Source organism: Rhizobium leguminosarum (genome assembly GCF_010668065.1).
Taxonomy (GTDB): domain Bacteria; phylum Pseudomonadota; class Alphaproteobacteria; order Rhizobiales; family Rhizobiaceae; genus Rhizobium; species Rhizobium leguminosarum_S.
Genome location: NZ_WUEN01000004.1, coordinates 63,469 through 82,384, shown reverse-complemented (window position 1 = coordinate 82,384; position 18,916 = coordinate 63,469). Strand labels below are relative to the sequence as shown.

The window sequence follows — 18,916 nt, the reverse complement described above, 5'->3', positions numbered from 1 at the left end:
GCATTCAAAAAACGGTTGCTTACGACATATCGGGGATACAAGTAGAACGCCTTTTCGCGACCGTGATCCATTCGACAGGAGTGACCGATGTCAGAGCAAATCAACCATCACCGCCGCCGTTTCTTCGGCATGACTGCAATCGCCCTTGCGGCGGTCGAATTCGGCGTGGCCGGCACGGCCGCCGCCCAGTCGTCTGCGACTGCCGCATCGGTGCCAGCTATAAAGCCTGGAACCAACACGTCCTTCGAAGCGCTGAAACAGGTCAAGGCAGGCGTGCTCGACATCGGTTATGCCGAGGCGGGAAAGCCGGATGCCCCGGTCGTATTGCTGCTGCATGGCTGGCCCTATGACATCTATAGTTTCGTCGATGTCGCACCGCTGCTTGCCTCGGCGGGCTACAGGGTGATCGTGCCTTATCTGCGCGGTTACGGGACGACCCGCTTCCTGGACGACCAGACGCCACGCAACGGCCAGCCGTCAGCGCTCGCCGCCGATATGATCGCGCTGCTCGATGCGCTGGATATCGAGAAAGCTGTCATTGCCGGATACGACTGGGGCGGGCGGACCGCCAACATCATGGCTGCGCTCTGGCCCGAGCGCTGCAAGGCGATGGTGTCGGTGAGCGGCTACCTGATCGGCAGCCAGGAGGCCAACAAGAAGCCGCTTCCGCCGAAAGCCGAACTTGCCTGGTGGTACCAGTTCTATTTCGCCACTGAACGCGGTCGTCAGGGATACGAGAGCAACACGCATGATTTCGCAAAGCTCATCTGGCAGACGGCATCGCCGAAGTGGAACTTCGACGATGCGACATTCGACAGATCGGCCGCTGCCTTCGACAATCCCGACCACGTCGCGATCGTCATTCACAATTATCGCTGGCGCTTGGGGCTTGTCGAAGGCGAGGCCAAGTACGATGCCTACGAGACGACGCTCGCCGCAACGCCCGTCATTTCGGTGCCGACCATCACCATGGAGGGCGATGCAAACGGTGCGCCGCATCCGCAGCCTTCCGCTTATGCCGGAAAATTCTCCGGTAAATACGAGCATCGCACGATCGGCGGCGGCATTGGCCACAACCTGCCTCAGGAAGCGCCGCAGGCTTTTGCGCAGGCGGTCATAGACGTTGATCGTTTCTAGATCGACGATGCCGGTTGCAGCGCCTCGTTGCTCCGGCCAGCGGAATATGCGTAGGTCGCGGCTGTCGCTTCGGTCAGGAACGAAGCGACCGGCGCGGCCGCTACTATCGATGGGGAATAGGGAAATATGGATCATGTCGATCACATCCTGATCGTCGATGACGATCGCGAAATCCGCGAGCTGGTATCGGGCTATCTGCAGAAGAACGGCCTGCGCACGAGCGTTGCCGCCGACGGGCGCCAGATGCGCAGTTTTGTCGACGCCAATGCCGTCGACCTGATCGTGCTCGACGTGATGATGCCCGGCGACGACGGGCTGGTGCTGTGCCGCGAACTGCGCGCCGGCCGGCACAAGGCGATCCCGATCCTGATGCTGACGGCCCGCACCGACGAAATGGACAGGATCCTCGGGCTGGAGATGGGCGCCGACGACTATCTTCCCAAGCCCTTTGCTGCGCGCGAGCTGCTCGCCCGCATCAAGGCGGTGCTGCGGCGCACGCGGATGTTGCCGCCCAACCTGCAGATCAGCGAAGCCGGGCAATTGCTGACCTTCGGCGACTGGCGGCTCGATACGGTCGCCCGGCACCTTCTCGACAGGGAAGGGACCGCGATTGCGCTGAGCGGTGCCGAATACCGTCTGCTCCGAATCTTCATCGATCACCCGCAGCGGGTGCTCAATCGCGACCAGCTTCTGAGCCTGACACAGGGGCGCGACGCCGATCTCTTCGATCGCTCGATCGATCTTCTGGTCAGTCGCCTGCGTCAGCGGCTGGGCGACGATGCGCGCGAACCGACTTATATCAAGACGGTGCGCAGCGAAGGCTATGTGTTTTCGGTCCCGGTCGAAATATCGGAGCCGCGCCAATGAAGGCGGCAATCCCCTTGCGTTCGGGCCTGACGTGGCCGAGCACGTTGCGGTCGCGGATCTTCCTGATCCTGCTGATCGGACTGGCCTTCGCCTACGGTCTGTCCTTCAGTGTGCTCTACATGGAGCGGTACATGTCGGCCAAGGCGGTGATGCTCGGCACGCTGGAAAATGACGTGGCAACATCGATTGCTGTTCTCGATCGGCTTCCGCCAGGTGAGCGCGGCGACCTGCTCGACCGGCTGAGCCGCGGCAATTACCGTTTCGTGCTCGGACCCGGCCTTCCCGGCGTGCCTGACACGTCAAGCAAAGGGGCAGAAATCTCAGGAAAGATCGAGGAGGCTATCGGGCACCGCTTTCCAATCCGTATCGAACGGATTCCGGGCGATGTGAACCGATTGCAGGCGCATCTGACGCTGAGCGACGGAAGCCCCTTGACGATCGACGTCACACCGAAGGGCGTCATGCCGATCGCCGCATGGCTGCCCTACGTCTTCGTCATCCAGATGGCGCTGCTCATCCTCTGTACCTGGTTTGCGGTTCGCCAGGCGATCCGGCCGCTGGGCGAGCTTGCCGCCGCCGCCGATGCCCTCGACCCGAACAAGGACGGTCCCGCTTTGAGCGAGGCGGGGCCGAGAGAAGTCGCGCATGCGGCGCGGGCATTCAATGCGATGCGGGAAAGGATCGCCCACTACCTCGAAGAGCGCGTCCAGATCCTGGCTGCAATCTCGCATGACCTGCAGACGCCGATTACCCGTATGCGGCTGCGCGCCGACATGGCGGAGGATTCGCCTGACAAAGACAAGCTGGTGCACGATCTCGGCGAGATCCAGCGCCTCGTTCAAGACGGCATTGCCTATGCACGCAGTGCGCATGGCAATGGCGAGAAGAGTGCCCGCATCGATCTCGCCTCGTTCATCGACAGCATAGCCTACGACTACCAGGATACTGGAAAGGCCGTCACCGTCGTCGGCCTGGTTCAGGGCGCCGCCATTACCAAGCCGCATGCTCTTCGCCGCATTCTGTCGAATTTCATCGACAATGCGCTGAAGTTTGCCGGTGCTGCCGAGATCAGCGTCGAGCGTAGCGCCGAGAACGATATCGTCATATCAGTCATGGACCGTGGGCCTGGAATCCCCGACGATATGCTCGAGGCTGCCATGCAGCCTTTCTTCCGGCTGGAGCAATCCCGCAACCGGGAGACCGGCGGCACCGGTCTCGGTCTTGCGATCGCCCAGCAGCTGACGGCCAAGATCGGTGGGTCGCTCCGGCTCTACAATCGCGCCGGCGGTGGGCTGGCTGCGGAAATCACTATCCGTTGACATCGGGGCGCGCCGCAAAATTTCGAGACGTTTTGTATGCGAAGATGTCCTCGATATCGGATGCTACGCTTTGTGACATTTCGGGCGATTTTGGAAACATGGCGGATATATCCGTCGGTCAAACCACACTCCGTCAACCCGGCCGCGCACCGCGGCCAGTCGCCTTAGCGACGCAACAAAGGAGTGTTTCATGACAAAGATCGACAAGGTTCTCTATACCGGCAAGACCCACACGACGGGCGGGCGCGACGGCGCGTCGCATAGCGACGACAGGCAGCTTGATATCAAGCTTTCGCCTCCGGGCAGCAACCGTGCCGGCACCAATCCCGAACAGCTTTTCGCCGCCGGCTGGTCTGCCTGCTTCATCGGCGCGATCGGCATTGCTGCCGGCAAGCTGAAGGTCAAGCTTCCTGCAGATGCCGCCGTCAACGCCGAGGTCGATCTCGGGGCGACCGACGGCGACTATTTCCTACAGGCTCGCCTCAAGGTCAGCCTGCCGGGCATCGAAGCGGATCTGGCAAGGGCGCTTGTGGATGAAGCGCACCGGACCTGCCCCTATTCGAAAGCAACCCGCGGCAATATCAATGTCGAATTGAGCATTGCCTGACAGATGGGATCGATCGCCAAAAGGAAACTTGACGAGGCCAGTTGGGCCTCGTCGATGGAGGAACCAATGAGACTGATGATGATCTGCATTCTGGGGGCGACGATTTTCGCAGCGCCCTGCATCTACGATGTAACGTCACAGGAGCCGTCGCCGCTTGCCGGCCTGGTGACGGCGGCATCCGCAGGGGAGCGGCTGCCGCTCCAGCTGTTCTTTTAGATCACCAGGGAGAAAGACAGTGAAACTCTATCAGAACGAAATTTCCTCGGCGACATCTCGAGTCCGCATCGCACTCGCCCTGAAAGGATTGATGGCCGAAGCGCTGCCGGTCACCATCCTCGGCGAAAATTCCGAGAGCCGGCAGGCCGGATATCGCAGTATCAATCCGCAGGGGCTCGTGCCCGCCTTGCTGACGGATAGTGGCGTCCTCATTACCCAGTCGCTGGCGATCGTCGAATATCTCGATGAGATAAAGCCTGAACCGCCGTTATTGCCTGACACCGCGGAAGGCCGGGCGCAGGCGCGGTCGATCGCGCTTGCGATCGCAGCCGAGATCCACGCGCTGCTGCCGCCGCGGATCGGTCTGCATCTCGGCAAGGTCTTCCAGGCGGATGCCGATGCCATTACTGCCTGGAATCGTCATTGGGTCGGTGAAGGAATGGCCGCGGTCGAGGCGATGATCGCCGGCCACAGGCAAGGGGCTTTCGCTGTTGCGGATCAGCCTGGTATTGCCGAGATCTTTCTCTTCCCGCAGGCGATCAGCGCTCGGCGCCTCGGCTTCGATCTCGCCCGCTGGCCGAATATCGCGGAGATTGTCGCCAGACTGGAGGCGATACCGGCTTTCCAGGAGAACGCACCGGCCCCGAGACAATGATCCAATCTATGAAGAATCGGCCGCAAGTGACTGCGGCCGATTCTCTTCTGGTGTTCTAGCCTTGGCGATAAAATGTCGCCTTCATGGCCCGTCGGTCGCTTTTAGCGGTTGACCCTTGCCTGCAGATGCGCGGGATAACGATCGCCTTCCACCTTGATCGTGGCGAGCGCGCTTTCGATGCTACGGAGATCCTCGGCCGTCAGTTCGATCTCGGCGGACTGGATGTTCTCCTCGAGGCGATGCAGCTTGGTGGTGCCGGGAATCGGCACGATCCAGGGCTTCTGCGCCAGCAGCCATGCGAGAGCCACTTGGGCGGAGGTTGCCTTCTTGCGGGCGGCGATTTCTCCGAGACGATCGACGAGCGCCTGGTTGGCCTTTCGCGCCTCCTGAGAAAAGCGCGGCACGACGTTGCGGAAATCCTTGCTGTCGAAGGTGGTCGTTTCGCTGATCGCGCCAGTCAGAAAGCCCTTACCGAGCGGGCTAAAGGGCACGAAGCCGATGCCGAGTTCTTCAAGCGTCGGCAGGATTTCCTGCTCTGGTTCGCGCCACCACAGCGAATATTCGCTCTGCAACGCCGCCACCGGCTGGACGGCATGGGCGCGGCGGATCGTCTGGGCGCCCGCTTCCGAGAGGCCGAAATGTCTGACCTTGCCTTCCGCGATCAGCGCCTTGACCGTGCCGGCGACATCCTCGATCGGAACATCGGGATCGACGCGATGCTGGTAGAAGAGATCGATGACATCAGTCTTCAAACGCTTCAGCGCCTGGTCGGCCACCGCGCGTATCTGCTCGGGCCGGCTGTTCATGCCGCTCTGGCCGCCATTGGCATCGAAGTTGAAACCGAATTTCGTGGCGATCACCACCTCCTCGCGGAAGGGGGCGAGGGCCTCTCCCAGAAGCTCTTCGTTCTTATAGGGGCCGTAGGCCTCGGCCGTGTCGAAGAAGGTCACGCCGCGTTCAAATGCCCGCCGGATCAGTGTGGTCGCTTCCTGAATATCTGTCGCCGGGCCATAGCCGTAACTCAGCCCCATGCAGCCGAGACCGATGGCCGAGACTTGAAGTCCGCTCTTTCCAAGTTCACGCTTCTGCATAGAAATTTCCTTTTCTAACCTTGGTATTGCGTGTCGGTGACATGCTCCATCCAGTCGACGACCTTGCCGTCGAGCTGTTCCTGGATGGCGATATGGGTCACCGCCGTCGTCGGCGATGCGCCGTGCCAATGGCGTTCAGCCGGTGCGAAAGAGACGACGTCGCCGGCGCGGATCTCCTCGACGGGACCGCCTTCGCGCTGCACGCGACCGAAGCCCGATGTGACGATCAGCGTCTGGCCGAGCGGATGAGTGTGCCAGGCGGTGCGGGCTCCGGGCTCGAAGGTGACGCTGGCGCCAGCCGCGCGTGCGGGGCTGGTCACGGCAAACAGCGGGTCGACACGCACGCTGCCGGTAAACCAATCGGCTGGTCCCTTGGCCGAAGGCTGCGAACCGCTTCGCTTGATCTCCATCTTTGTCTTCCTTTCGATGTCGGGGTGGACGTGTCCACTCGAGTAGCAAGGTATTTAGGGCGTGCGCCAGGTCGCGATTAGATGGTATAAACGGCAAGAACCCATGAGAAAGTTTCATAAATGCCGCGCCCCGCCGTCAACGACCTCATCGCCTTCCTTGCCGTTGCACGCGCACAGAGTTTCACCAAGGCGGCCGGTAAGCTGGGCGTGTCGCAATCGGCGCTCAGCCACACCATCCGCGGGCTTGAGGAGCGGCTTGGACTGCGATTGCTGACACGCACGACCCGCAGCGTCGCGCCGACAGAGGCGGGCGAACGTCTGCTCGTTTCCATCGGACCGCGGCTCGACGAGATCGAGAGCGAGCTGGCTGCCTTGAGCGCGTTCCGGGAGAAGCCGGCAGGCACCATTCGCATCAATGCCGGCGAGCATGCGGCCGATGCCGTCCTCTGGCCGGCCTTGCAAAAGCTGCTGCCCGATTATCCCGATATCAATGTCGAGATCATCGTCGACTACGGTCTGACCGACATCGTCGCGGAGCGTTACGATGCGGGGGTGCGGCTTGGAGAACAGGTGGCGAAAGATATGATCGCGGTTCGCATCGGTCCCGATATGCGCATGGCCGTGGTCGGTACTTCCGCCTATTTCGACAGCAGGGCGAAGCCGCGGACGCCGCAGGACCTTACGGACCACAATTGCATCAATCTACGCCTGCCGACCTATGGCAGCGTTTATGCATGGGAGTTCGAGAAGGATGGGCGCGAGCTCAGGGTTCGCGTCGAAGGGCAATTGGTCTTCAACAATATAGCCCTGCGGCTAAACGCAGTGCTGGCGGGCATGGGACTTGCCTACATGCCGGAGAACTTGGTCGAGGCATACCTTGCCGATGGACGGCTGGTGCGCGTCCTCGAGGATTGGTGCCTGCCGTTTTCCGGCTACCATCTCTACTATCCGAGCCGCAGGCATACGTCGCCGGCATTTGCCCTCCTCGTCGATGCACTTCGCTATCGAGGATAGGTGCCCACCATTTCGGGCCGCCCGGACAGGCATATATCCGAACCACTGGTGATCGGCTCTTGCCGGAAGGAAATCATGCCTGCCCGTAATTTGACATTCCTTCACTCGCCGCTAATTCACACTTGAAATTGAAGGAAACGGTGAATGAATACTGCGGCACCTGCCACGAAAGCTCGGACTGGCGTGTCCGGTTTGGATACAGTTCTGGCGGGGGGCCTTTCGCCGGGCCACGTGTTTCTCCTGGAGGGAAATCCGGGAGCGGGCAAAACGACGATTGCGCTGCAGTTCCTGATAGAAGGTGCACGGCTCGGCGAGCAGGGTCTCTACATCACCCTTTCGGAAACCGAGAGCGAACTCCGGTCAGGTGCCGCATCGCACGGCATGGTGATCGATGGCAATATCGAGATCTTCGAGGTCGTGCCTCCGGAAAGCCTGCTGGATGCCGACCAGCAACAAAGCCTGCTTTATTCGTCGGATCTTGAACTCGGAGAGACGACAAAGGAAATCTTTGCCGCTTTCGAGCGGGTCAAGCCACGTCGCGTGGTTCTCGACAGCCTGTCGGAGATCAGGCTGCTCGCGCAAAGCTCACTACGCTACCGCCGGCAGATCCTCGCGCTCAAGCACTATTTTGCCCGGCAGGGTGCGACAGTCCTTCTGCTCGATGATCTGACCTCCGACGTGCTCGACAAGACGGTGCACAGCGTTGTTCACGGCGTGATCCATCTCGAAGAGATGGCGCCGAACTACGGCTCCGAACGACGACGTCTAAGGGTCATAAAATATCGCGGTCAGGCCTTCCGCGGCGGTTATCACGATTTCATCATCCAGACTGGCGGCGTTATCGTCTTTCCGCGGCTCGTCGCCGCCGAACACAGGTCGAGCTACGCCCGCGATCAGATTTCCTGCAATATTGCGGAACTGGACCTTCTTCTGGGAGGTGGCCTCGAGCGAGGTTCCAGCACGCTCATCCTTGGTCCTGCCGGCACCGGCAAAAGCACGTTCTCGTTTCAATTCCTGGTGGCTGCGGTCGCGCGCGGCGAGAAAGTGGCGGCCTTTATTTTTGACGAGGAGCTGGGCCTGCTCTTCACGCGGCTGAAGGCGCTCGGAATAGATCTCGAAGCCATGCGGGACGCCGGTCATATCCACATCGAACAGCTCGATGCCGCCGAACTGTCGCCGGGCGAATTCGCCCACCGTGTGCGCAGCTGCGTCGACAAGTCGGATGCGAAAACCGTCATCATCGACAGTATCAACGGTTATCAAGCTTCGATGCCGGATGAGAATTCGCTGATCCTTCATATGCATGAGCTGCTGCAATATTTGAACAGGCAAGGCGCCAACACCTTTCTTACCGTTGCCCAGCACGGGTTGGTTGGTGACATGAAGGCGCCTGTCGACGTTACCTATCTCGCCGATACCGTCATTCTGCTGCGTTACTTCGAGGCGGCGGGAAAGGTGCGGCGAGCAGTCTCGGTGATCAAGAAGAGAACCGGCTTTCACGAGGATACCATCCGGGAGTATCGCATAGACGCTTCCGGCCTGAGGTTTGGAGATCCTCTCGTCGGGTTCCAGGGCGTGCTTCGCGGCGTTCCAGAATTTGTCACGACCTCAACGCCGCTCCTCGCGACCGATGGCGGGGATAGCGGCAATTCCTAATTCCGGCAAACCGAAAGCATTGATCTACACCCCCGTCGGTCGCGATGCCTGGGTGGCGAGATCGTTGGTCGATGAGGCCGGATTGGCATCGATTGCCGCCACCGACCTGTCTATGTTCGCCTCATCGCTCAGCGATGACATCGCGCTTGGCGTCTTGACGGAAGAGGCCGTTCGCTCGAGCGATCTCAAACCGATCGCCGCCTGGGTTTCGGCCCAGCCGAGCTGGTCAGACCTGCCGTTCATCGTTCTCACCCAACGCGGCGGGGGACCTGAGCGAAATCCGGCCGCTGCCAGGCTTTCCGAGGTTCTTGGCAACGTCACCTTCCTGGAAAGGCCGTTCCATGCGACCTCCTTCATCAGCGTTGCCCGGACCGCATTGAAGGGGCGCCTGCGCCAATATGAAGCGCGAGCCCGGCTCGAGGCTCTGGGCGAAGGAGAGCGACGGTTGCAGACGGCGCTTGCCGCCGGTCGTCTCGGGGCGTGGGAGCTGGAGCTGTCCTCGATGGCCCTGTCTGCTTCGGCCACCTGCAAAGCGGTCTTCGGTCGAAAGCCCGACGATGATGTGACGCGCGACGATCTGATCGCAAGCATCCATCCCGACGACCGGGATCTTGTGCTGGCACGCCTGCGCCAGACGATCGATACCGGACGCGACTATTCGATCGAGCACAGGACGATCTGGCCGGATGGATCGCTGCATTGGACCGAGGTCCATGCGCAGCTCTATTCCGACAGATATGGTTCCGCCAGGAAACTCGTTGGCGTCTGTTCCGATACTACCGTCCGAAAGACCATCGAGGAAAATCTGAGACGGCTCAATGAAAACCTAGAAGAGCGTGTGAGGGAACGGACCAAAGAGGTCAACACCGCTCACCAGACCCTGCTCGAGGAAGTCGCCCAGCGTGAAAGAGCCGAGGAGCAGCTTCGCCAATCGCAAAAGATGGAGGCGATCGGCCAACTGACCGGCGGCGTCGCCCACGATTTCAACAATTTGCTGATGGTCGTTCTCGGAAATCTGGAGCTGCTCGGCAAGCACGTTGCCGGAGATGCCAAGGCGACGCGTCTGGTCGACGGGGCGATTCAGGGCGCGCGGCGTGGGGCGGCGCTGACGCAGCGGCTGCTGGCTTTTGCCAGACAGCAGGATCTGCAGGTCAAGCCCATCGATCTGGCCGAGCTGGTCTCCGGCATGAACGACCTGTTGCGGCGCTCGGTCGGATCCTCGATCAGCATCGAAACCATCCTGCCGGCGACGCTGCCGCCGGCGCTGGTCGATGCGAACCAGCTCGAATTGGCGCTGCTCAACCTTGCGGTCAATGCCCGCGATGCGATGCCGGATGGCGGGACGCTGTCCATATCGCTGCGTGATGCGCAGGTGGCCGGCGATGACGGCACTCTCGACAAGGGCGCCTATCTTGTGTTGGCGGTGGCCGACAGCGGCACCGGCATGGACGCGGAGACGCTGAAGAAGGCAATAGATCCGTTTTTCTCGACCAAGGAACTCGGAAAGGGCACGGGCCTAGGCTTGTCGATGATCCACGGACTTGCCGTTCAGCTCAATGGCGCACTTCGTCTGACCAGCGAGCTTGGAGTGGGAACGACCGCCGAGCTGTGGCTTCCGGCGACCCAACGGCGCCCCGAGCGGGCGATCGAAGCGGAATTGCCCGTTCCGCAATCTGCATCCAGACTGAAGATCCTGCTGGTCGATGACGATGCCTTGATCGCCATGAGTTCGGTCGACATGCTTGAAGATCTCGGCCACGAGGTGGTCGAAGTAAACTCCGGCTCGCAGGCACTGGAATTGATCAGCAGCGGTCAGCATTTCGACCTTGTCATCACCGATTATTCGATGCCCGGTATGACCGGCGCACAGCTTGCGCAGGCCGCGCGGGACATTTATCCGGCATTGCCGATCGTACTGGCGACAGGTTACGCCGATCTTCCTGCCGGCACCGATATCGATCTTCCTAGATTGGCAAAGCCCTATGATCAGGCTCAGCTCGCCAAGGAAATCGCCAAGGCGATGGCAAGCGAAACGGTTCCGCTTCTTAGATCCGGCGGCGACGCAGGTGGTTCAAAGCCTCGCCTGTCCAAGGCCGACGATGTCAGCGATGAAATCGGCGATGGCGCCTGTGTCGTCTAGATCGAAGACCGGCAGGGCCGTATCCGTGACGGCATGATCGGCGGCGATAGCGCAGATATGGGGATCGCTCGGCGCCAACGGTTCACGATTTGCCGCTTCCAGGCGGCGGGCCTCGATCTTCGGGATCGGCTCGCGCTTGTAACCTTCGATCAGCACGAGGTCGCAGGGGGCGAGGCGGGCGAGGATCTCCTCGAACTCAGGTTCCGGCGCACCGCGCAGCTCGTGCATGATGGCGTAGCGGGTGCCGGAGACGATGGTGACCTCATGAGCGCCGGCCTGGCGGTGGCGGTAGCTGTCGGCCCCGACCTTGTCGATGTCGAAATCATGATGGGCGTGCTTGATCGTCGAGATCTTGTAGCCGCGGCGGGTGAACTCGGTCACCAGCCGGACGGCGAGACCCGTCTTGCCCGAGTTCTTCCAGCCGGCGATGCCGAAGATTTTCGGTGCGGTCATGCGCGAAGGGCCTCCAGCCAGCGTTCCGCCTCGACGAGATCATCAGGCGTGTTGATGTTGAAGAAGGGATCGAGCAGGCTGGCACGGGTCGGATGCAGCGGAAACGCCACTTCCGTAACGTCATGCCGTAACAGGAAGTCGCGTACGCGGCGCTTCTCGTCGGTGGCGATCCAGGCTTCGAGATCGGCGGCCAGCGTCACCGGCCAGAGCCCGAAGACGGGATGGCTGCGGCCCTCGGAGGCGGCAATGGCGATCTGCGAAGGGTGCTCGACCGCTGCCGCCAGCCGGGCGACGAGATCGGCCGGGAAGAACGGGCAATCCACCGAGACGGTGACGACATGGGTGATCGAGGGCAGGCCGGCGGCATAGACCATGGCGGCATGGATTCCGGCCATCGGTCCGGCCTTGCCGCGAAAACGGTCGGGAACGACAGGCACGCCCTCGGCGGCGGCATCGGCATTGACCGCGACGAGCGGGGCCTGTTGCGAGAGGCGGGTCAGCACATGGTGGAGCAGGCTCTCGGCGCCAAGCATCACGCCTGCCTTGTCGCGGCCCATGCGTTGCGAGCGGCCGCCGGCCAATACGACGCCTGCTATATCAGATCTGTCGAGCGAGAATTCAGCCATCATCCTTCCTCAGACCGGCGCGCGCGGCGCGGATTCCTGCGCGATCGGCGACACACGTCGCTTGGCCTCACGATAGAATGTATAGAGGCCGGATGCGATGACGATCGCAGCCCCGACGAGCGTCCAGCTGTCAGGCACTTCGGCGAAGAAGAGGAAGCCGAGCAGAGAGGAAAAGATCAGGCTGGTATAGCGGAACGGCGCGACGAAGGAGATTTCGCCGGTGCGCATGGCGAGGATGACCGACTGGTAGCCGACGAGCACCAGCACCGATGCGAGCACGAGATGCCCAAGCGCGTTAGCGCTGACCGGCTGCCAGCCGCCGAGCACCGGAATGAGCAGCGCGCCGAAGAAGGAGGCTGATATGGCGGTGATGACGGTTATCATCAGCGAGGGAATCTCCGGACTGATGCTCCGGGTGGCGAGATCGCGGCCGGCCGTCGTCAGCACCGCGGCGACGCAGAGCAGGGCGGCGGCGGTGAATCCCTCAGGGCCGGGGCGGATGATGATCATCACGCCGACGAGGCCGACGAGGATCGCCGACCAGCGCCGCCAGCCGACCGGCTCGCTGAAGAAGAGGGCAGCGCCGAAGGTGACGACCAACGGCAGCGATTGCAGGATCGCCGAGGCATTGGCGATCGGCATCATGCCGAGCGCGGTGATATAGGTGACGGCGGAGAGCGTCTCGCAGATGATCCTGAAGATGATCATCGGCTGCAGCATGATGCGCCAGGAGCGCAGCGCGCCCACTTTCCAGGCGATCAGATAGACGAGCAGGCTGGTGAAGAGGCCGCGCAGAAACATGATCTCGCCGGCGTTCATATAGGCTATCACCGATTTGGACAGGGCGTCGCTCGCGGAAAAGCCGGCCATCGCCAAGCTCATATAGATGGCGCCCTCAGTATTGCGTGACCGCGGCATGAAGAGATTCCCGTTACCTGTGCGCTCCTTTTAGTCGCGAAGATGCATCAAGGGAATCGGATGAATGTCACACCAAGCATAAATCGATGACGCGGTGCACAATGGCGCCGATGTCAACGCAGGCGTGTGGGTGGAAGTCCAGGCAAATCTCCGTTTTATAAGCTGAATTCCGACAGTTCCGACGCCACAATCAACGCGTCGATGAGGACGCGCCGTCGCGCTGCCGGTTCGGGCCATAGGCGTTTTTCTCCTCCTGCGCGGGAAACGGGTGGCTGCATCGCCTGATGTTTGAGCATCTCAGATCTCGCAACAACGAAGGAGAGATCGATATGACACTTCTCAACGACAAGATCGCAATCATCACCGGCGCAAGCTCCGGCATCGGCCGCGCGGCGGCGAAACTCTTTGCGCGGCAAGGTGCCAAGCTCGTGGTCACCGGCCGGCGACAGGACGCGCTCGACGCCGTCATCGCCGAAATCGAGGCGGAGGGTGGGCAGGCCGTCGCCATATCAGGCGATGTCAGGGACGAGGCGCTGCAGGAAAGGCTTGTCGAAACGGCAGTCTCGCGTTTCGGCCGGCTCGACATCGCTTTCAACAATGCCGGCATCATCGGTGAGATGGGGCCGGTCGCCGGGCTGTCGCTCGAGGGCTGGCGCGAGACGATCGAGACAAATCTCACCGCCGCCTTCCTCGGCGCCAAACACCAGTCGGCGGCGATGGGAAAAGGCGGCGGATCGCTCATCTTCACCTCGACCTTTGTCGGCCACACCGTCGGCATGCCTGGCATGGCCGCCTATGCGGCGAGCAAGGCGGGGCTGATCGGCTTCGTGCAGGTGCTCGCCGCCGAACTCGGAGCGCAGAAGATCCGCGTCAACGCGCTGCTTCCCGGCGGCACCGACACGCCCGCCAGCATCACCAACGCGCCTGATGCCACGCCGGAGGTGCTCGCCTTCGTGGAGGGGCTGCATGCGCTGAAACGCATGGCGCAACCCGAAGAGATCGCCAATGCAGCGCTTTTCCTGGCCTCCGACATGTCGAGCTTCGTGACCGGCACGGCGATGCTGGCAGATGGTGGGGTTTCGATCAGCCGGACATAGGGCAGGAAATAGGTGTGCTGTGGCAACCAGCCGTGCGCGTCTGGGACCCAGCCACCCGCCCTCGTCCTTCGAGGCTCCGGCCTGCGGCCTGCGCGCCTCAGGATGAGGGCTGGTCGGTGTGCCTTGCCGCTGCGCTTCCCGTTGAACCAGGCCGCAACCTCTCTCCAGCCTCATCCTGAGGCGCCCCGCAGGGGCCTCGAAGGACGGGGCTGGCCGCTTCGCGCAGATCAAGCGACTTCGCGTATGTTTCTTTCCGCCTGGCGGTCGAGGTAGGCGACCAGATCCTCGATGGTGACGAGGGGGAGGTTGTGGCGTTCGGCGAAGAGCGTGAGTTCGGGCAGGCGGGACATGGTTCCGTCGTCGTTGGCGACTTCGCAGATGACGCCGGCGGGGATCCTTCCGGCGAGGCGGGCGAGATCGACGGCGGCTTCGGTGTGGCCGGGGCGGCCGAGCACGCCGCGGGGGTTGGCGCGGAGCGGAAAGATGTGGCCGGGGCGGGCGAATTCGTCAGGCTTTGCGCGATCGTCGACGAGGGCGCGGACGGTGGCGGCACGGTCCGCCGCAGAAATGCCCGTCGTCGTGCCCTTGAGATAATCGACCGAAACCGTGAAGGCGGTTTTGTGCGATTCCGTGTTGTTGGGCACCATCAGCGGGATATCGAGCGCATCGAGGCGCTCGCCTTCCATGGCGATGCAGACGAGTCCACGGGCGTGGGTCATCATGAAGGCGATTGTTTCCGGGGTGACGGCATCGGCCGCGACCACGATATCACCTTCGTTTTCCCGGTTCTGGTCGTCGACGACGACGACCATCTTGCCGCTGGCAATGGCTGATATGGCATCTTCGATTCTTGCGATAGTCATGCTGTCTGGCCTTTCAAGGGTTATGTCAGCGGACTGACATGGTCTGCTCGGCTCAATCCGTGAGCGAGCCTTCTGCCCTTGGGCGAACAAACGTCAGCCGACTCCGGGATGGAGTGCGACTGCCCGTGTTGTCCTCTTCCATCCGGACTATACCGTCGGCTCCGGCATCTCACCGGATCTGCTGACCTTCCGACAGGAGGTGCCGGAAGCGCTCGCGGGCTCCAGGATTGCTCCTGATACCGCCGGTGGGGAATTACACCCCGCCCTGAGAACATTTCAAAGATAGGATCAAAAACAGGCGGATGGCAAGGTCACTCGACCCGGCAAAAATGCAAAGCTGCCCTAACGCCGATGGACACACTGTTCACACGGAGGCGACGACCGGGTCGCCTTCCGTGCTTCGTTGGTGCTTTGATCCTTCCATGCATGTCGTTGTCCCAAAACCACTGCGCACTTTTGGGCGACATGCATCAGGACATGATCAGGCCGCCGTCGACATTGATGGTCTGGCCGGTGATATAGGCGGCGTCGTCGCTGGCGAGGAAGGTAACCAGGCCGGCGACATCCTCGCCGGAGCCGGCCCGTTTCATCGGGATGCCCTCGACCCATTCCTTCATCAACTCGCCGGGGGCGTAGTTGCCGAGCAGCTTGCCCCAGGCCTGGTCGTTATAGGCCCACATGTCGGTCTCGATGATGCCGGGGCAGAAGGCGTTGACGGTGATCTTCTCGGTCGCGACTTCCTTGGCCAGGCTCTGGGTGATGCCGACGACGCCCATTTTCGAGGCGGCATAATGCGGCGTGTAGATAAAGCCGTCACGGGCCTGGCCGGAAGCGGTGTTGATGATGCGGCCGCCGCGCTTGTGCTTGCGCATTCTCGATATCGCCTCCTGGGCGCAGAGGAAGACGCCCTTGGTGTTGACGGCCATGACCTTGTCCCACTCGTTTTCGGTCAGGTCCTCGACGCGGGCAATGGTGATGACGCCGGCGTTCTGGATCGAGACGTCGACCGAGCCGAATTCCTTCTCGGCGGCATCATAGAGGGCGGTGACGCTCGCCTTGTCGGTGACGTCGCCGATGAAGGAGATCGCCTTGCCGCCTTCGGCCCGGATCTGTTCGGCAACGCCGTGAACCTGCTCCTCGTTGGCCGAGACGACGAGATTGGCGCCTTCTTTCGCAAAGCGTCTGGCGATCGCCGCTCCGATGCCGCGGCTGCCCCCGGTAATGACGACGGTCTTCTGCTCAAAGCGTTTCATGCTCTTTCCTTGTCCATCGATAAACAATAAATCTGGGTGCGACCTACCATGCGATCATTATTGGAGATCAACCGGTTGTCGCGAATTCAGGCAGTGTTGAGCGCCGGTGACGACGTCCGCGCCTTCCATCCGTTCGACAGCCCGTTCGATCGGCGTGAAGGGCGGGCAGACGACGATATCGCACGCCGTCATGCCCGTTAGTCCCTTCAGCGCCTCGATCTCAGCCAGGGAGGAAGCGAGACCGGTCACTTTCCAGCAACGGCAATGAGCTTTCTCATCACCAGCAGCAGAAACCGCCGTCGACGAGAAGATCGACGCCGGTCACGAAACTCGCTGCATTCGACAGCAGGAACACCGCCGGACCTACCATCTCGTCCACCGCTGCCATGCGCTGCATCGGCGTCTGCTCTTCGAAGAGTTTGGTCTGGTGGACCATCTCCGGACGGGTGTTCATGGGCGTTGCCGTGTATCCGGGGGAGATGGTGTTGACGCGAATGCCGCGGTCGACCCATTCCATGGCCATAGACTTCGACATATGGATCACGCCCGCCTTGGAGGCGTTATAGTGCGTTTGGCTCAGCCCCCGGTTCACGATCACGCCGGACATGGAGGCGATATTGACGATGGAGCCGCGCCCATTTTTCAGCATGGCGCGAGCCTCTGCCTGGCAGGAAAGAAAGACGCCTTTCAGGTTGATATCCATCAACGTCTGATATTGGTCCTCCTCCATTTCTTCCGCTGCGTTCGCGTTAGCGATGCCCGCCGCGTTGACTGCAAGTGTCAATGGGCCGAGGTCTGCCTCGGTCCGTGCTATTGCCTCTCCAAGGGAAGACTTGCTCGTGACATCCGCCGCGATCTGGATCGAGCGGCGGCCGGCGGCGCGAATATGTTCAGCCGTCTTGGCCAGTCCGTCGTCGGTTCGGCGGTCGAGCAGCGCCACGTCGGCGCCGCATTGCGCAAGGCCGATGGCAATGCGCTGACCAATACCGCTGCCGGCTCCGGTAACGATGGCAACCTGGCCGCTGAGATCGAAAAGCTTCGGGGCGTTCAGAGTGATGTCGGACACCGCTCTTCCTTTCTCTGTTTGTTTAGATGGTGGCCAGCTCCATGACCGAAACGTCATTTGCCTGGTCACGATTGAGAATCCCCGCCTGCTTGCCTTGCGCAAGCACGAGAATGCGATTGGAGACTCCGAGAACTTCTTCGAGGTCCGAGCTTACGACGATGACCCCCACGCCCTGTTTGGCAAGATTGACGATGATGTCGTAGATGCCCGCTCGGGCACCGACGTCGATGCCTCTCGTCGGTTCGTCGAGCACGACGACCTTGGGATCGCGCATCAGCCACTTCGCGATCACGACCTTCTGCTGGTTGCCGCCGGACAGGTCCGAGGCATATTGCTCCGCACGGCCCTTCACGCCGAACTTGGCCACTGCCTTCTCCGCAAACGAGCGCTTGACGCTCGGCGTAATCCAACGCCCGCCCAACTTGTCGAGATTGGCGTAGATAATGTTCTCGCTGATCCGGTGCCCGACGATCAGGCCCTGCTCCTTGCGGTCTTCCGGAACCATCACGATACCCTTGGCGATTGCGTCCGCCGGATCGCGCAGCCTGAGTTCCTCGCCTTCCAGCTTGATCGACCCAGCACTGATTGGATCTGCTCCCGAAATCGCACGCACCAGTTCGGTGCGGCCGGCGCCGACCAATCCGGCGATCCCCAGAATTTCCCCGGCCCGGACCTCGAAGGTAACGTCACGGAACGAGTTGTCCGGCGAGCTCAGCCCGGACACCTGGAGTACCGGACGATCTGTCGGAACCGGCAGGGTAGGGAACAAGCGGTCAAGCGGGCGCCCGACCATGCTCTCGACAATCGTTCGCACCGGGGTCGCGCTGTCTGAGAATTCTTGCACCCGCTCGCCGTCACGAAGAACGACGATCCGGTCGGTTATTCGCTTGATCTCTTCCATACGGTGGGAAATGTAGACGATGCCGACGCCTTCTGACCGAAGCTTGCGAACCTGTTCGAAGAGAGCTTCCGTCTCCGCGCCGCCAAGGGCGGCTGTCGGCTCATCGAGGATCAGGAGCTTTGCGTTGAGAGCCAGCGCCTTGGCGATCTCGATAAGTTGCTGATTTGCCGTGGAAAGGCCGGCGACCGTCCGCGTTGCGGGGATGTGAAGGTTCAAGCGAGCGAGCTGGTCCTGAGCCCGGCGAACCATCTGGGCGCGGTCGACGACGCCGTTCTTCATCAGCCAGCGTCCGATGAAGACGTTTTCCGCGATCGACAGCTGCGGCAGAAGCTGCAGTTCCTGATGGATCAGGACAACGCCCTTGTCGATCGCTTCCCTTGGGGTGGCCGGGCCATAAGGCTGCCCCAGCCATGTCATTGATCCTTCGGACGGCGTGCGTGACCCGGCGATGATGCCGGATAGTGTTGACTTGCCCGCCCCGTTTTCACCGAGAAGTGCAACCACTTCGCCCGGATAGACGTTCAAGCTGACATTCTTCAGAACCTGGAGCGGCCCATACCATTTGGATATGCCCTTCAGGGAAAGAACTGGATCAGTCACGGCACACCTCCTCAAGACCTCGACTTC

At 61.6% G+C, this 18,916-nt stretch carries 20 protein-coding genes and 1 riboswitch; of the genes, 10 read left to right on the top strand and 10 right to left on the bottom strand.

The features are described 5' to 3' along the window. Window positions 1-87: 87 nt before the first annotated feature. The 6 genes from GR198_RS12440 to maiA all read left to right on the top strand — a co-directional run bounded on the left by GR198_RS12440 (window position 88) and on the right by maiA (window position 4,801). A complete protein-coding gene (locus GR198_RS12440) occupies window positions 88-1,137 on the top strand; it encodes an alpha/beta fold hydrolase (protein WP_164069079.1) in 1,050 nt (349 codons plus the stop codon). A gap of 126 nt (window positions 1,138-1,263) precedes the next feature. Then, window positions 1,264-2,004, top strand: a complete 741-nt coding sequence (locus GR198_RS12435) for a response regulator (protein WP_029870775.1) — start codon at window positions 1,264-1,266, stop codon at window positions 2,002-2,004. Beyond that, entirely contained in the window at window positions 2,001-3,323 is a 1,323-nt protein-coding gene (locus tag GR198_RS12430) for a sensor histidine kinase (RefSeq protein ID WP_029870776.1), read from the top strand. Before GR198_RS12435 ends, GR198_RS12430 begins: the two co-directional genes overlap by 4 nt. Before the next feature lie 190 nt (window positions 3,324-3,513). Beyond that, window positions 3,514-3,930 carry an organic hydroperoxide resistance protein gene (locus tag GR198_RS12425; protein ID WP_029870777.1) on the top strand — a complete coding sequence of 139 codons (417 nt, stop codon included), beginning with the start codon at window positions 3,514-3,516 and terminating at the stop codon, window positions 3,928-3,930. Between the two features lie 66 nt (window positions 3,931-3,996). Continuing rightward, window positions 3,997-4,146 carry a hypothetical protein gene (locus GR198_RS12420; protein WP_164069056.1) on the top strand — a complete coding sequence of 50 codons (150 nt, stop codon included), beginning with the start codon at window positions 3,997-3,999 and terminating at the stop codon, window positions 4,144-4,146. Between the two features lie 19 nt (window positions 4,147-4,165). Further along, window positions 4,166-4,801, top strand: coding sequence for a maleylacetoacetate isomerase (gene maiA, locus GR198_RS12415; RefSeq protein ID WP_029870778.1), 636 nt, complete (start codon window positions 4,166-4,168; stop codon window positions 4,799-4,801). A gap of 101 nt (window positions 4,802-4,902) precedes the next feature. On the opposite strand, the gene GR198_RS12410 is transcribed toward maiA, so the two are convergent. After that, window positions 4,903-5,892, bottom strand: coding sequence for an aldo/keto reductase (locus tag GR198_RS12410; protein WP_164069078.1), 990 nt, complete (start codon window positions 5,890-5,892; stop codon window positions 4,903-4,905). A gap of 14 nt (window positions 5,893-5,906) precedes the next feature. Further along, a complete protein-coding gene (locus tag GR198_RS12405) occupies window positions 5,907-6,302 on the bottom strand; it encodes a (R)-mandelonitrile lyase (RefSeq protein ID WP_027689113.1) in 396 nt (131 codons plus the stop codon). Window positions 6,303-6,422: 120 nt separating this feature from the next. Between GR198_RS12405 and GR198_RS12400 the strand changes: the two genes are divergently transcribed. The 3 genes from GR198_RS12400 (at window position 6,423) to GR198_RS12390 (ending at window position 11,112) form a co-directional block, all read left to right on the top strand. After that, window positions 6,423-7,316, top strand: coding sequence for a LysR family transcriptional regulator (locus GR198_RS12400; RefSeq protein WP_029870780.1), 894 nt, complete (start codon window positions 6,423-6,425; stop codon window positions 7,314-7,316). Between the two features lie 144 nt (window positions 7,317-7,460). Continuing rightward, entirely contained in the window at window positions 7,461-8,972 is a 1,512-nt protein-coding gene (locus tag GR198_RS12395; RefSeq protein ID WP_164069077.1) for an ATPase domain-containing protein, read from the top strand. Continuing rightward, entirely contained in the window at window positions 8,947-11,112 is a 2,166-nt protein-coding gene (locus tag GR198_RS12390) for an ATP-binding protein (protein ID WP_164069203.1), read from the top strand. Before GR198_RS12395 ends, GR198_RS12390 begins: the two co-directional genes overlap by 26 nt. Here the strand turns inward: GR198_RS12390 and mobB are convergent. From mobB to GR198_RS12375, 3 genes are read right to left on the bottom strand one after another with little or no spacing between them, the layout of a single operon-like run. Beyond that, complete coding sequence (mobB, locus tag GR198_RS12385; protein WP_017960745.1) at window positions 11,044-11,565, bottom strand: molybdopterin-guanine dinucleotide biosynthesis protein B; 522 nt, start codon at window positions 11,563-11,565, stop codon at window positions 11,044-11,046. The two genes, GR198_RS12390 and mobB, sit on opposite strands and share 69 nt — an antisense overlap. Continuing rightward, window positions 11,562-12,191, bottom strand: coding sequence for a molybdenum cofactor guanylyltransferase MobA (mobA, locus tag GR198_RS12380; RefSeq protein WP_164069076.1), 630 nt, complete (start codon window positions 12,189-12,191; stop codon window positions 11,562-11,564). Before mobA ends, mobB begins: the two co-directional genes overlap by 4 nt. Before the next feature lie 9 nt (window positions 12,192-12,200). Then, window positions 12,201-13,109, bottom strand: coding sequence for a DMT family transporter (locus GR198_RS12375; RefSeq protein WP_164069075.1), 909 nt, complete (start codon window positions 13,107-13,109; stop codon window positions 12,201-12,203). Between the two features lie 329 nt (window positions 13,110-13,438). On the opposite strand from GR198_RS12375, the gene GR198_RS12370 reads away from it, so the two are divergent. Further along, window positions 13,439-14,206 carry an SDR family oxidoreductase gene (locus tag GR198_RS12370; RefSeq protein WP_164069074.1) on the top strand — a complete coding sequence of 256 codons (768 nt, stop codon included), beginning with the start codon at window positions 13,439-13,441 and terminating at the stop codon, window positions 14,204-14,206. A gap of 227 nt (window positions 14,207-14,433) precedes the next feature. Here the strand turns inward: GR198_RS12370 and ribB are convergent, their stop codons facing one another. From ribB to GR198_RS12345, 5 genes are all read right to left on the bottom strand, one after another. After that, a complete protein-coding gene (gene ribB / locus GR198_RS12365) occupies window positions 14,434-15,069 on the bottom strand; it encodes a 3,4-dihydroxy-2-butanone-4-phosphate synthase (protein ID WP_164069073.1) in 636 nt (211 codons plus the stop codon). Between the two features lie 126 nt (window positions 15,070-15,195). Beyond that, window positions 15,196-15,346: riboswitch (FMN riboswitch) on the bottom strand. 193 nt (window positions 15,347-15,539) lie between these two features. Then, window positions 15,540-16,322, bottom strand: coding sequence for a glucose 1-dehydrogenase (locus tag GR198_RS12360; protein WP_164069072.1), 783 nt, complete (start codon window positions 16,320-16,322; stop codon window positions 15,540-15,542). Window positions 16,323-16,379: 57 nt separating this feature from the next. Continuing rightward, the gene (locus GR198_RS12355; RefSeq protein ID WP_017988531.1) at window positions 16,380-16,571 is read right to left on the bottom strand and encodes a triose-phosphate isomerase; all 192 of its coding nucleotides are present in this window, start codon (window positions 16,569-16,571) and stop codon (window positions 16,380-16,382) included. Between the two features lie 28 nt (window positions 16,572-16,599). Beyond that, window positions 16,600-17,388, bottom strand: a complete 789-nt coding sequence (locus GR198_RS12350) for an SDR family oxidoreductase (RefSeq protein WP_164069202.1) — start codon at window positions 17,386-17,388, stop codon at window positions 16,600-16,602. A 22-nt stretch (window positions 17,389-17,410) separates the two neighbouring features. Next, window positions 17,411-18,889: a sugar ABC transporter ATP-binding protein gene (locus GR198_RS12345; RefSeq protein ID WP_164069071.1), complete on the bottom strand. Its 1,479-nt coding sequence runs from the start codon at window positions 18,887-18,889 to the stop codon at window positions 17,411-17,413. Window positions 18,890-18,916: the final 27 nt, after the last annotated feature.